11 protein-coding genes are annotated in these 13,739 nt (G+C 45.4%); 4 read left to right on the top strand and 7 right to left on the bottom strand.

Annotated elements, in window-relative coordinates:
- Window positions 1-3: 3 nt before the first annotated feature.
- Window positions 4-1,533 carry a CoA-acylating methylmalonate-semialdehyde dehydrogenase gene (locus AC3IT7_RS07145; RefSeq protein WP_489249912.1) on the bottom strand — a complete coding sequence of 510 codons (1,530 nt, stop codon included), beginning with the start codon at window positions 1,531-1,533 and terminating at the stop codon, window positions 4-6.
- A 177-nt stretch (window positions 1,534-1,710) separates the two neighbouring features.
- On the opposite strand from AC3IT7_RS07145, the gene AC3IT7_RS07140 reads away from it, so the two are divergent.
- The gene (locus tag AC3IT7_RS07140) at window positions 1,711-2,595 is read left to right on the top strand and encodes a LysR family transcriptional regulator (RefSeq protein ID WP_475654229.1); all 885 of its coding nucleotides are present in this window, start codon (window positions 1,711-1,713) and stop codon (window positions 2,593-2,595) included.
- A 194-nt stretch (window positions 2,596-2,789) separates the two neighbouring features.
- Window positions 2,790-3,467 (top strand): type 1 glutamine amidotransferase domain-containing protein, encoded by a 678-nt coding sequence (locus AC3IT7_RS07135; protein WP_489249911.1) that lies wholly within the window; start codon window positions 2,790-2,792, stop codon window positions 3,465-3,467.
- 99 nt (window positions 3,468-3,566) lie between these two features.
- On the opposite strand, the gene aliA is transcribed toward AC3IT7_RS07135, so the two are convergent.
- The 4 genes from aliA to AC3IT7_RS07115 all read right to left on the bottom strand — a co-directional run bounded on the left by aliA (window position 3,567) and on the right by AC3IT7_RS07115 (window position 8,057).
- Window positions 3,567-5,222: a cyclohexanecarboxylate-CoA ligase gene (aliA, locus tag AC3IT7_RS07130; protein WP_489249910.1), complete on the bottom strand. Its 1,656-nt coding sequence runs from the start codon at window positions 5,220-5,222 to the stop codon at window positions 3,567-3,569.
- Window positions 5,223-5,274: 52 nt separating this feature from the next.
- Window positions 5,275-6,432, bottom strand: coding sequence for a cyclohexanecarboxyl-CoA dehydrogenase (gene aliB, locus AC3IT7_RS07125; RefSeq protein WP_489249909.1), 1,158 nt, complete (start codon window positions 6,430-6,432; stop codon window positions 5,275-5,277).
- 12 nt (window positions 6,433-6,444) lie between these two features.
- Window positions 6,445-7,227 (bottom strand): 2-ketocyclohexanecarboxyl-CoA hydrolase, encoded by a 783-nt coding sequence (badI, locus tag AC3IT7_RS07120; protein WP_489249908.1) that lies wholly within the window; start codon window positions 7,225-7,227, stop codon window positions 6,445-6,447.
- A gap of 62 nt (window positions 7,228-7,289) precedes the next feature.
- The gene (locus AC3IT7_RS07115; RefSeq protein ID WP_489249907.1) at window positions 7,290-8,057 is read right to left on the bottom strand and encodes a glucose 1-dehydrogenase; all 768 of its coding nucleotides are present in this window, start codon (window positions 8,055-8,057) and stop codon (window positions 7,290-7,292) included.
- Window positions 8,058-8,504: 447 nt separating this feature from the next.
- Between AC3IT7_RS07115 and AC3IT7_RS07110 the strand changes: the two genes are divergently transcribed.
- The gene (locus tag AC3IT7_RS07110) at window positions 8,505-8,996 is read left to right on the top strand and encodes a MarR family winged helix-turn-helix transcriptional regulator (protein WP_005170960.1); all 492 of its coding nucleotides are present in this window, start codon (window positions 8,505-8,507) and stop codon (window positions 8,994-8,996) included.
- A gap of 80 nt (window positions 8,997-9,076) precedes the next feature.
- Here the strand turns inward: AC3IT7_RS07110 and AC3IT7_RS07105 are convergent, their stop codons facing one another.
- Entirely contained in the window at window positions 9,077-10,348 is a 1,272-nt protein-coding gene (locus AC3IT7_RS07105) for an MFS transporter (RefSeq protein ID WP_489249906.1), read from the bottom strand.
- Between the two features lie 332 nt (window positions 10,349-10,680).
- Here AC3IT7_RS07105 and AC3IT7_RS07100 point away from each other — a divergent pair, with 332 nt between their 5' ends.
- A complete protein-coding gene (locus AC3IT7_RS07100; protein WP_489249905.1) occupies window positions 10,681-11,904 on the top strand; it encodes a CaiB/BaiF CoA transferase family protein in 1,224 nt (407 codons plus the stop codon).
- 78 nt (window positions 11,905-11,982) lie between these two features.
- Here the strand turns inward: AC3IT7_RS07100 and AC3IT7_RS07095 are convergent, their stop codons facing one another.
- Window positions 11,983-13,665 carry an AMP-binding protein gene (locus AC3IT7_RS07095; RefSeq protein WP_489249904.1) on the bottom strand — a complete coding sequence of 561 codons (1,683 nt, stop codon included), beginning with the start codon at window positions 13,663-13,665 and terminating at the stop codon, window positions 11,983-11,985.
- Window positions 13,666-13,739: the final 74 nt, after the last annotated feature.

Here is a 13,739-nt window from a genome sequence, read left to right as displayed (position 1 = left end):
TCCTTAGCGCAGACTGATGGTGGTATTGACGCCTGTGGTTTCCTGATCATCTTCAAACCAGCGGCTGGTAATGGTTTTGGTCTGGGTATAGAACTGCACTGCCTGTTTGCCATAAGGGCCAAGATCACCCAGTTTTGAACCGCGCGAACCGGTAAAGCTGAAAAATGGCACCGGCACTGGAATTGGAATGTTAATACCGACCTGACCGATATCAATCTGGTTCTGGAAAATCCGCGCCGTATTGCCATTCTGGGTAAACAGTCCGACGCCATTACCAAACGGATTGGCATTAATCAGCTCAATGGCTTGTTCTAGAGTATCGACATGCATGATTGCCAGGACCGGACCAAATATTTCTTCTTTATAAATACGCATATCGGTCGTAACCTGATTAAAAATCGTGGGTCCGACAAAGTTACCTTGTTCATAGCCCGGAACCTGTACATCACGGCCATCCAGCAGCAGTTCAGCACCCTGTTCAACGCCACTGTTGATTAAATCGGTTACACGAGCCTTGGCACGGGTTGAAATCACCGGGCCCACATCGGTATTCGGTTCGTGCCCGGCATTGACTTTCAATAGTCTGGCTTTATTGACCAGCTCATCGACCCAATGCCTGCTCTCACCGACCATCACCGCCACCGAAAGTGCCATACAACGCTGACCGGCTGCACCAAAAGCTGCACCGACAAGAGCATTTAAGGTTTGTTCTTTATTGGCATCCGGCATCACCACGACATGGTTTTTCGCGCCCATCATCGACTGTACACGCTTGCCATGTTGTCCTGCCAGGTTGTACACATGCGTACCCACGGTTGTCGAACCCACAAAAGAAATGGCTTTAATATCACGATGGCTACACAGCAGATCGACCACTTCTTTACCGCCATGCACCACATTCAGCACACCTGCCGGTACACCGGCCTCAATTGCCAGCTCAACCAGCATCATGGTCGATAACGGATCCTGTTCTGAAGGTTTCAAGACAAAGGTATTGCCGCAGACAATGGCCATCGGGAACATCCACAGTGGAATCATCGCCGGGAAGTTAAATGGCGTAATTCCGGCACACACCCCTAAAGGTTGCTGCAAGGTATAGGTATCGACCCCGCGTGCTACGCCTTCAATATACTCACCCATTTGCAGTGAACCAATCGAACAGGCATGCTCGACTACTTCCAGACCACGTTGAATATCACCTTCGGCATCGGCCAGGGTTTTACCCTGTTCCGCCGTCAAGACTTGCGCAATGCTTTTTAAGTTCGTCCGGATCAGATCTTGCAGTTTGAGCATAATCCGCATACGTGCCTGAACCGGAGTATGACGCCAGCTGGCAAAGGCATTTTGTGCAGCCGCAATCGCGGCATTGACTTCTTCTGTCGTCGCAAAAGGCACCTGACCCAAGACTTCCTGAGTGGCAGGATTGACAATATCTTGCCAATGGCTGGTTTTCGATTCAATAAATTCGCCATTAATCAGGAGTTTGGCGGTGGTAAATCCGGTACTTTGCTGGGGATGAGGAATAGCGTTCATGGTCGCTCCGTGCTGCTTTGTTATTGTCGTTGTCCGTGCCTGTACTGGCTGTTTTAAACGTATTATTTTTTACGCCGTTTTAGCAGACTAACAAAGAACACTTTGACCACCAATAGAAATTGATGCACGATGGATGTGCAAATATGCACAGGGATTTAACAGGATGTTAAATAGAAGATGAAAGTAGATTGGGATCATTTACGTTTCTTTTTGGTTCTGGCACGTGCCAAAACGCTCACCAATGCCGCACGCCTGATTGGCGTGGAACACAGTACCGTCGCTCGCCGGATTCAGGCGCTGGAAAATACACTGGGTACACAACTGTTCAAACGCGAGGCGACTGGTTATGAGCTGACCTCGGAAGGTCAGGCACTGGTCCCGCGTGTCGAGCAGATGGAACAGTCCTTTATCCAGATTGACAAGCGCCACGATCCCTTGCAAGGCCGGGTGCGGATTGGTGCTCCAGAAGGCTTCGGAACAGCGTTTTTAGCGCGCTTGCTGGCCGAATTCTCTCAGCATTATCCTGCATTAACCATCGACCTGATTCCTGTGCCAAAAACCATTAAATTGTCGCATCGTGAAGCTGATATTGTCATCTCGATTGATCGGCCCAAATCTGGCCCCTATATCATTACCCGGCTGTCCAACTACTGTTTAAAGCTGTATGGCAGTAAAGATTATTTACAGCAAAATCCCCCCATCAAAGGGATAGAAGATTTAACTCAGCACCGTTTTGTCGATTATATTGATGATCTGGTCTATAGCTCTGCGCTGTATTCGCTAGAACGTTTACCGCTGCAAGTGACTGCCTGCTTTCGCAGTAACAGCATTTTGGCTCAGCAGATTGCAGTCAGTGCCGGTGCCGGACTGGCGATTTTGCCGCGTTTTATTGCCCATGAAAAAGCCGAGCTACAAGAGGTTCTCAGTGATCAAGTCAGTTTTTCCCACACCTTCTGGATGCTGACGCTGGTCGATTTACAACATGAACCACGGATTAAACTGGTCTGGGATTTTTTGCGTAAACAGGCCGATGTACAACAAGAACTGTTAATGGGCAGATAGCCTATCTTGGCGCTTAAATCAGCTGTTTTGTTTAATTCAATATTATCCGGAATGCATTGAATCAAATCGGAATAACAATATCTCGATACAGCAATTGAACGTATCAGAACATTGCTGACGCCTGGGACTTGTTAAATTAGTTAAACTAACAGCCGATGACTTGCATTATCTATAAACAAATACAGGAAAATAATATGAAAATTCTGATGGTTCTGACCTCACATGACACGCTGGGTGATACCGGCAAGAAAACCGGTTTCTGGCTGGAAGAGCTTGCAGCACCTTATTATGCATTTATCGATGCCGGTGCAGAAGTCACCCTGGTCTCTCCTCAGGGAGGTCAGCCACCGCTGGATCCGAAAAGTAGCGAACCGGATGCACAAACTGCAACGACCCAGCGTTTTGAAGCAGATGAAGTGGCCATGCAAGCACTGGCAAATACCCAGAAACTAAGTGCAGTCTCTATTGATGATTTTGATGCAGTATTCTATCCAGGTGGTCATGGGCCTTTATGGGATCTGGCCGAAGATCAGAACTCCATTTCCCTGATTGAGCGAACTTTGCAGGCAAATAAACCTGTGGCATTGGTTTGTCATGCGCCGGGTGTCCTTCGACATGTCGAAGATGCTGAAGGCCGTTCGATTGTAGAAGGCAAGACCATGACTGGCTTTAGTAATAGCGAAGAAGATGCTGTCGGTCTAACCGAGATTGTTCCATTTCTGGTTGAGGACATGCTGAAAGAAAATGGCGGAAAATACTCGAAAGCTGAAGACTGGCAGGTACATGTTAAAGAAGATGGCCTGCTCATTACCGGACAAAATCCGGCATCTTCGGCTGCAACAGCTGAGGCTTTACTCAAACGATTAAAGTAACCAGATAAATCAAATTTAAAGCTTGGCCTTTCATTTCAAACAATGAAAAACAAACTCCTAAATACATTTCAGGAGTTTGTTTTTATAGATCAATGGGGCTTAACTGGATGATGCAATATGACTGGCCAGCAGCTCGCGAAGTTTAAACTTCTGGATTTTTCCAGACGGTGTCATTGGAATATCTTCCCAAATCTCCAAACGCTCTGGAATATACTGCATCGCAAGATTATGGGTTTTCAAAAAGCTGACGATATCACTCAGCTCTAAAGGCTGACTTGGATCTTTGAGCTTGATAATCGCACAGGCTCGTTCACCGAGCCGTTCATCGGCATAAGCGACCAGCGCCACGACGGCGATATTCGGGTGTTTATAAAGCAGTGATTCAATTTCCGCCACCGGAATATTTTCTCCACCGCGAATAATCACATCTTTTTTACGCCCCCATATACGGATATAGCCTTGTTCATCCTGATAGGCAATATCTCCGGTATCAAACCAGTCATCTGCATCGGTATCATTTAAATGTGCACGTTTTAAATAACCGCCAAAACTTGAACAGGCACGAATCATTAAGCGTCCCGGCTCATTCAGCGGTTTAATTTCTCCTGCTTTATTGACAATTTTAATCTCTACACCGGGCAAAGCAATTCCGTCCGTATTAAAGGAACGCTCATCATCATCTTCAGGTCGTGTGGTGGTAATTGCGCCACACTCGGTCATGCCCCAAGCCGAAATCACTTTGACCCCCAAAGTTTCCCGTGCTTTTTGAACCAATGAACCTGGAATTGGTGCACCCGCACATAAGAAAGTTTTCAGGCTACCCACCTGATCATGCTGTTCTGCAACCGTGGTAGACAGATCATTCAGGAATGGTGTAGAGGCCATGGTAAAACTGACCTGATGCTGGTGAATTAAATCCACTGCCTGTGACACATCCCAGACATCTTGCAACACCACTTTGGCATTCAGTTCAATCGGCATCATCAGGCCATACATAAAGCCGGTTTGATGCGCCATGGGTGAAGCCATGAGTACCACATCATTTTCATTTAAATGTAGCCGTTCGGCATAAGGAACGATATTGGAAAATAAGGTATTGGCAGTATGCATTACCCCTTTCGGCTCACCTGTGGTGCCAGAAGTAAAAATCAGCTGGGTAATATCATCGGGACGAGCTTCAAGCTGATCCAGGCCTGCAATTGCTGCGGGGTCCTGCTCAAGCCCATGATTGACCAGTACCCGGTCAAAATTATTCTCTTCAAGACCATTGACCACCACCACATGTTGCAAGGTCTCAATTTTAGTCTTTAAGTGATTTGCCAGCTGTTCATGATCAAAATTACGGAAGTTTTTCGGTACGATAAATACTTTGGCTTCGCCATGTTTCAGCATGAATTCCAGTTCACGTTCCCGAAAAATCGGCATCAAAGGATTCAGTACAGCACCGATGCGGCTACAGGCCAGATACAGCAAGGTAAATTCCCACCAGTTCGGCAGCTGACACGAGACAACGTCATTTTGAGTAACACCCAATTGCTTTAAGCCTAAAGCAATTTTATTGGTCATCTCCCAGAGATCCTTGTAGCTAAACACCTGCTCGGTTTTGTGTTCCATCTTAAAACTGACTAGCGCAGTTTTATCTGGATTCTTGTCGATGGCCTGACGCAAAGAATCAATAATGGTTTTATTTAACCAGTAGCCATCTTTCAGCATCTTCTCTTTTCTGGAAGCTATAAGAACCGCATCGAATTCCATTCGTTCACTCCTAATTTTAATTATATGGGCTGAGTCTTTACTGAATAATGCGCTAAGCCGGGACGGCCTTTCGACCTGCTTTTTTACGCGCAATAATAGTTTTCATAATTTGTGCAGTACCATCGCCAATCTGGAAACCCAGTACATCGCGCATGCGCTGTTCCATGACACCACGATCATATCCGGCATGACCAAAGGTCAGCAAACATTGATGAATCACATCATAGGCCAGCTTCGGCCCCCACCATTTACACATTCCAGCCTCGGAGGTGTGTGGCAGATGATTGTCTTTCAGCCATAAGGTTTGCAGACAGAGTAAACGTGCGGCTTCTACCTGAGTTTCATACTCGGCCAATGGATGTGACACCCCTTGAAAAGCGCTTAAGGGCTGGCCAAAGGCTTCACGTTGCGCTGCATATTCCCAGGCTTCATCCAGACTGACACGAGCCACGGCCAAAACCTGCAAACCAATCAAGGCACGTGAAAAGTCAAAGCCTTGCATGACCTGCACAAAGCCTTTGTTTTCATCACCGAGACGATGATTGACTGGTACACGAACATTATCAAAGAAGATTGAACCGCGACCAATGGCACGTTGCCCATGACAGTCAAAACGCGTGGTGCTAATGCCCGGTAAATCCATCGGAACCAGAAGTGCTGTCACGCCATGTGCGCCGTCTTCATTGGCACCAGTACGGCCAAATACCACCGATGCATCGGCCTGATCGGCAGCCGAAATCGAGGTTTTTTCACCGTTAATGATATATTCATCGCCGTCACGTTCAATTTTTAAACGCAGGTTGGCGGCATCTGAACCTCCACGCGGTTCGGTCAATGCAATTGAAAAAATCGCTTCACCCGAAGTGAGTTTTTTCAGCCAGGGCTCTACCACTTCCGGTTGTCCATGTTCAGCCAGAATCTGGCCATTTAGCGAAGCAAGCAGATTGATATAGGAAAAACTTAGATCTGCCTTGGCTACCGCTTCATGAATGACCCCTGCAGCCAGACGTCCCATACCTTGACCGCCGTACTGTTCAGGCAGTTCCGGCGCAATAAAACCCATTTCACCCATTTTCTTGACCAGATCTCGATCAAAGATTCGGCTCTGATCACGTTCTAAAAAACCAGGGGCAATATATTTTTGTGCAAATTTTTCAACGGTTTCTGCTAAAAATTCGAGTTCTTCCGTGATATAAGGATTTTTAGTCATCAGTCATTTTCCTTATTTATAAAATTTACGAAATTCAGGCTGACGTTTTTCCTTCAGAGCATTGACGCCTTCGCGCGATTCTTCCGTATCATAATAAAGTTTTAATGCATACATCCCCATGCCGGCAATCCCTGCCTGATGTGCGGTATCCATATTGAAGCTACGTTTGGCAATCGCGATTGCGGTCGGACTGCGCTGACAGATTTCTTCGGCCCAGGCCTGTACTTCGGCATCGAGTTGATCGGCAGGAACACATTTATTTGCCAGCCCCATTTCAACTGCTTCCTGTCCACTATAACGGCGGCACATATACCAGATTTCACGGGCTTTTTTCTCACCCACCACACGAGCCAGATAAGCTGTGCCATAACCTGGGTCTACTGATCCCATTTTCGGGCCCACCTGACCAAAAATGGCTTTTTCCGAACAAATGGTCAGGTCACAAATGGTGGCCAGAACGTTACCGCCACCAATGGCATAGCCTTGTACACGAGCGATCACCGGTTTTGGTACATCACGAATCGCGGTATGGAGTTCTTCCATCGGGAGACCAATAGTGCCGCGGCCATCATAATTACCATCGTGAGCAGACTGGTCGCCGCCAGTACAGAAAGCACGACCACCGGCGCCAGTCAGTACAATCGCACCCACTTCACGGTCATAGCCGGCCTTGTTTAGGGCCTTGATTAATTCATCACAGGTGGTGCCACGAAAGGCATTCATTTTTTCTGGGCGATTAATGGTGATCCAGGCCACACCATTTTTCACTTCGTATAAAATATCTTCAAAATTCATTGTTATAACTTCCTGTATTTATCTATCTGACCTTATTATTCGTATTTTCTAGCAGTTTTTGCTTAACCACTCATGGTTAAACCACCAGAAACACTGAGCACTTGCCCGGTAATAAAGCTGGCATCTTCACTTAAAAAGAATGCAATCGAAGAAGCTAAATCTTCCGGCTGGCCTAAACGACCGAGTGGAATAGCACGAGTGAAAGCCTCACGTAATTTTTCTGGATTCGATGCACCTTCGGTGACACCTGCCAGTAAGGCTGTATCGGTTGGTCCCGGACAAATCACATTAATTTTGATGTTATGACGAGAATGTTCACGGGCCAGTGTTTTTGAGAATGAAAGCAGCCCGCCCTTACATGCAGCATAAACCGCTTCACCTGAAGAACCGACTCGGGCAGCATCAGAGGCAATGTTGACAATACTGCCAGAATTGCGCTCGACCATACCTTTCAGAACAGCAAAGTGCATATTCAGCATACCGACTAGATTGACCTGAATCAGTTTTTCCCATTCTTCCGGATTCGTTTTGATAAAAGGTTTGAAAATATCCCAACCGGCATTATTGACCAGTCCATCAATCGGGCCAAGCTCGGCTTCTACTTGCTGTACAGCCTGCTCCACAACAGTATTTTGGGTAATGTCACACTGCACAGCCAGGGCCTGGCCATTCTGCTGGTTAATTTCTGCGGCCAGTTTTTCTGCTGCTGCAATATTCATGTCAAAGATCGCAACTTTGGCACCTTCTTCAGCCAGACGGCGGCAGGTTGCTGAACCGATGCCACCTGCGCCACCGGTCACAATTACGACTTTATCCTTCAGCCCTTTCATTTAGCTCTCCCTGGTATATTTTTATCTGATTCTGATTAACTATTGTTCATATATCGCCTGTTATCACTAAAATAGAATTAGAATATTTTTATGTCAATATATTTACATAAAATAAGTTTATATATTTATTTTATAAATTATTATCAACAACTTATAATTTTAACAAATTAAAGACATTGACACATATCAGCTTTACTCTTAGATTTGCACTATCAATCACAGGCTCATTTTCGGAATAATGCAACCTGAATCGAAAAAACTTTTTATGTTGCTTCATTCAATCAAGCTGACTGAATAAAGAGAAAAAAATCATGATTTCTCAAGTTAATATGGTGCCAGTGTACTTGGGTTCTACATGCGCGCTGCAATCTGGAATTCGATTTATGCGAGTGAGCTCTAAGCTATACTCTTTTTTATTTAGACGTGTTGAGCTGGGTGGCTTATCAAATGAGTGATACTGTGTCAAAAAAATATGATCAATCCTTATACTCTGCCCACAATAGACTTTTTTTCAGGCTGTTTCAGGTGGGGAATACGCTGGATCGCAAATGCTCGAATGAACTGGGAATTTCTCCAGTGCATTGGGCCGTACTGGGAGCCTTGTCTCGGCCACGGGTAAAATCAGGGATGTCATTTTCTGATTTGACCGAATACCTCGGTGTAAGCCGGCAAAATCTGGACGCAGTTTTAAAACGTCTGGAACGTGATGGTCTGGTCGAACGGATTATCAGTGAGCAAGACAGACGGGCTAAAAATGTCGCGCTGACCAGCGAAGGCTTTAAAACCTGGGATAGTTTGCAGAATGATTTCTTTGATTTTTATGGACAGGCTTTGAACAAGCTGACTTTTGATGATGCCATTACCCTGATTCACCTTCTGAATAAAGTCAATGACGGCCTGAAAAACATTCATTTGCCAAAAGAAATGAATGCAGAATAAAAATGAGAAGCACGATGCTTCAGATTGATTCATATAAAAATGAGCCTGTGCAGGCTCATTTTTACAGACTTTATGAATAGTTATGCTTTTTGCGGATCATATTGACGGTCCTTGATAAAGATCCCGGATACAGCACCACATAAGAAATATGCACCGCCCATAATCAGGAAGCCTAAACCGATAGAGCCACCACTTGCAGCCGCCCCGATAATTGCAGGTGCAAACATGGCGCCAATACGCCCGGCATTATAAGCACCACCAACCGCAGTACCACGAATCGAGGTTGCAAAGCTTTCGGTCATGTAGGTGGCATTAATCGCATAAGGAATACCGTACAGGAAACCAAAGAAAATCAGTAGATAGGCAATATTGTCAGGACTATTAAACAGCACAATCACCGGCAGGAAGATCGCTGTGCCAATAGCACCAAAGGCAAAGACAAAACGGCGTCCTAAACGGTCTGCTGCAAAGCCAGCCAGAACCTTGCCGAAAATCATGGCGACATAAGTCCCAATCATATAACCTGCCATCGATTTAAAATCCATATGTAATTCAGATTCTAGATAGGCCGGCATCCAGTTGTTGACGCCGTAATAACCAAACTGTAAAAAGCCAGCGGTTAAGATCCACAGGATAAACATTCTGCGGTTTCGAGGATCGGCAAAAATTTCCTTGGTGGTACTTTTTTTAACAGGTTGATTTGCCGTTACATCTGCAGGCGCATATAAACGTTGCAGTCTGGCCCGCTGCCAAGACTCTGGTTCTGGCACCAGTTTCTGGATAAAAAATGCCATGGCGGCTGGAATAATCGCGACAAAGAACAGCATCCGCCAGCCGTAGTCTGGAATAATCCAGCCAGCAAGCAAGGTCGCTACAATATAACCGACTGTCCAGCCTGCCTGTAAGGTTCCCAAGACTGTTGTCCGATATTCAGTAGGTACATATTCTGCCATCAATGTATTGGCTGCAATATATAAAGCGCCAATCCCGAATGCAGACAGAAAGCGTAATAGCGCGAACTGTTCAAAATTCTGGGTAAAACCCAGTGCCGCAGTCAATGTAGAAAAAATCAGGATGGAAATGACCACGGTGCGTACCCGGCCTAAATGGTCACAGGCCCAACCGCCCATAAATCCGCCAATGGCCATCCCGGCCAAAGTGAAACTTCCAAGTGCTCCTGCCTGTAAATTGCTTAAGCCAAACTCAGCTTTGAGGCTGTTCAAGCTAAATGACAGCAATAACATGTCTGCGCCATCGACCAGTAAGGCCAGAAAAGCAAATATAAAGGCAATTTGCTGGGTTCTTTTGGTCGTGGGCTTGATTTTTCCTAACTCTGTTGCGAGATCCGTCATCGTAAATATCCTTGTTATTGCTTATTTCGTATTAATGTTCTAATTGCCATCTTGCACATAGACGGGTTGCTATAAATGCAATCCTGACAATTTCTAGCTCCTGTTTTTCTTGGTTTCTCTGAGAGATTTTGAGATCTCCTTTTATTTTTGCTGTTCCTGTCGAGCCCAATCAGGGTAATTAAGATAAGTTGAATTTTCAATAATATTTGATATTAAGTTTTGTTATGCGAAATTAATTATCGCTAGTTTGATTATTAAATCATTTTAAGATATTTTGATATGAGGATTAGAAATTAGATGATATTGAATACAATAAAACAGGGAGTGTAAGGATGGGTGCTTTAACAGGCTTTCGCGTACTGGATTTAAGCCGTATTTTAGCCGGCCCGTGGTGTAGTCAAATTTTGGCCGATTTAGGCGCAGAAGTGATTAAAATTGAAAAACCTGATCATGGAGATGACACACGAATCTGGGGCCCACCCTGGCTAAAAAATGACAAGCAGGAAGATACGCATGAATCGGCCTATTATCTTTCTGCCAACCGTGGTAAACATTCAGTTGCGGTGGATCTGTCTACGCCTGAAGGTCAAAAGATCATTAAAAAAATTGCCCAGCAAAGTGATGTGGTCATCGAGAATTATAAAGCGGGTTCTCTAAAAAAATATGGTCTGGATTATGAAAGTCTGAGTCAGTTAAATCCGCGTCTGGTGTACTGTTCAATTACCGGCTTTGGCCAGAACGGCCCACGTGCACATGAACCAGGTTATGATTTTATTATTCAGGGCATGGGGGGCATGATGAGCGTCACCGGTGAACGCGATGACTTGCCGGGAGGCGGCCCGCAAAAAGCCGGTCTGGCCTTTGCTGACCTGACCACCGGTTTATATTCTGCAATTGCCATTCAGGCGGCATTATTGTCGCGGGAAAAAACCGGTGAAGGCCAGCATATCGATATGGCACTGCTGGATACCCAAGTGGCCTCCCTCTCCGTTCTGGCAATGAATTATCTGACTTCAGACAAAGTGCCGGGCCGTTTTGGAAATGCGCATGCCAATATTGTGCCTTATCAGGTGTTTAAGGCACAGCAAGGTGAGTTTATTATTGCCTGTGGTAATGACCTGCAATTCAAGGCCTTGTGTCAGGCAGTGGGCTTGGCTGAGGTCGCCGAAGATCCTCGTTTCCTAAAAAATTCAGGACGGGTCATGCATCGTGAAGAGCTGACCACAGTTCTACAGGCGCATTTCTATAAGCAACCCGCAAAAATCTGGGTGGATCTGATTCATGCCGTCAAAGTTCCGGTCGGCATGATTAATAACCTGAAGCAGACCCTGGAAGAAGAACAGGTATTGGCACGTGAGATGGTCATCCAGATGCCACATACTTTACGTGAAGATTACACCTCGATTGGCTCACCGATTAAACTTTCCAAGACCCCGGTGGAATATAAAAAAGCGCCACCCTGTTTAGGTGAAGATACCGATGTAGTCTTAAGCCAGTTTTTAAGCCCGGATGAAATAGATGAGCTGAAAAGCAAAAAAGTTATCCAGCAGCGATAAGCTAGCGAGCAATAAAAAAGGAATCTTTTTGATTCCTTTTTTATTTTTACCGTAATTAGCCAGATTTTCTATTCTTTTTTAACAGGCTTTGGTATTGGTCTGAACAGTTCGAGGCAGTTCACGACGCAAAATTTTGCCTACCGCAGACTTTGGCAATTCAGATACGAATTCTATATATTTTGGCATTTTATAACTGGTCAGTTGCTGTTTCAGGAAAGCCATGACCTCATCCTGAGTCAGGTTGGCGTCCTGTTTCATAATAAATGCCTTGGGTACCTGTCCGGATTTTTCATCCTCAATCCCGATCACGGCACATTCCAGTATTTTGGGATGTTTGGACAGTACGCCTTCCAGCTCATTCGGATAGACATTAAAACCAGACACCAGAATCATGTCCTTTTTACGGTCTAGAATGGTGATATAACCCTGCTCATCCATACAGCCGATATCGCCTGTCAGAAAGAAGCCATCTGTCGTAAATGCCTGAGCCGTTGCTTCCGGTTGCTGCCAGTAACCTTTCATCACCTGAGGCCCGCGAATGGCGATTTCTCCAGCTTGCTGAAACTCAACCGGTTTGGCCTCATCGTTTAAAATCAGGATTTCAGTCCCTGCCAGTGGCAAACCAATGGTGCCACTAAAGCGTCGGCTCAGCGGTGGATTAAAGGTCGCGGTAGGTGATGTTTCAGAAAGTCCATAACCTTCATAAATCTGGCAGCCTGTGACTTCATGCCATAACTCGGCAGTGCTTTTTAAAATAGACGATCCACCACCTGTGGTAGTTTTAAGACGTGAATGATCCAGCTCACGAAATCGAGGATGATGACCCAGCGCATTAAACATGGTATTCACGCCCGGAAACACAGTCGGTGGATGTTTATGATATTGATCCAGCAAAGCATCCAGATCTCTCGGGTTCGGAATCAGGACATTGGCGAAACCACGACTCAGACCATAACTGAACAGGCAGATGGTAAAACCATAAATATGATACAGCGGTAAGGCACAGAACACATATTCTTCTTCAGTGGCAAAGCGATCCCCGAAATGACTGATAAAGACCGTACTGTTCTGCGCGATATTAAAGAGAATATTGCGATGGCTCAGTTCAGCACCTTTAGATACACCCGTTGTTCCGCCGGTATATTGCAGAATGATCGTATCTTGCTGATGCTGTATAGGCGTCTTAAAACCAATCGTTTCGACTTGATCAATCGCCTGTTTAAAGTCAAAAAACTGTTTATCTGGATATTCTGCAGCCTGACGAGAAGCAGTCACGGGTTGCTCCTGAATAAAATCCAGCGGATGTGTTGAAATCACATATTTGAGTGCAGGACATTCATCTAGGGCTGTTAATTGCTCCAAAGTCTGTCCCAGAATAATCAAGGCTTCCGCTCCTGAATCCTGTAGCTGATGATACAGCTCACGCTGGGTGTACATCGGATTGACATTGACCAGCACATAACCGGCACGAATAATGGCAAAGGTCGCAATCGGGTACTGAATAATATTCGGCAACATTACTGCAATACGGCTACCAGCTGCCAGACCCAATTCCTGTAAATAGGTGGCGAATTTCTGGCTATACACGTCGATGTCTTTATAGCTGAACTTGCGATCCAGATAGATAAATGCAGTTTTATCCTGAAATTTAATTAAATTCTCGGCAATCGTCATGCTCAGGGTTTTCTCGGGATCTGGCCGGGTAAATTCCGGATTGATGTTCCACTTTTTATATTCTTCCATCCATGGCTGATTGTTCATTACAGCACTCCTGTCTTTGCTTTAAATTTATTTTGTATTGTTAAAACTCTAAGGTTTCAATTTTCCTAGCAGGC

This window comes from Acinetobacter sp. KH_038 (assembly GCF_057839405.1).
Note: the sequence above shows the minus strand (reverse complement) of the source record. Positions and strands in the feature narration are given on the sequence as shown.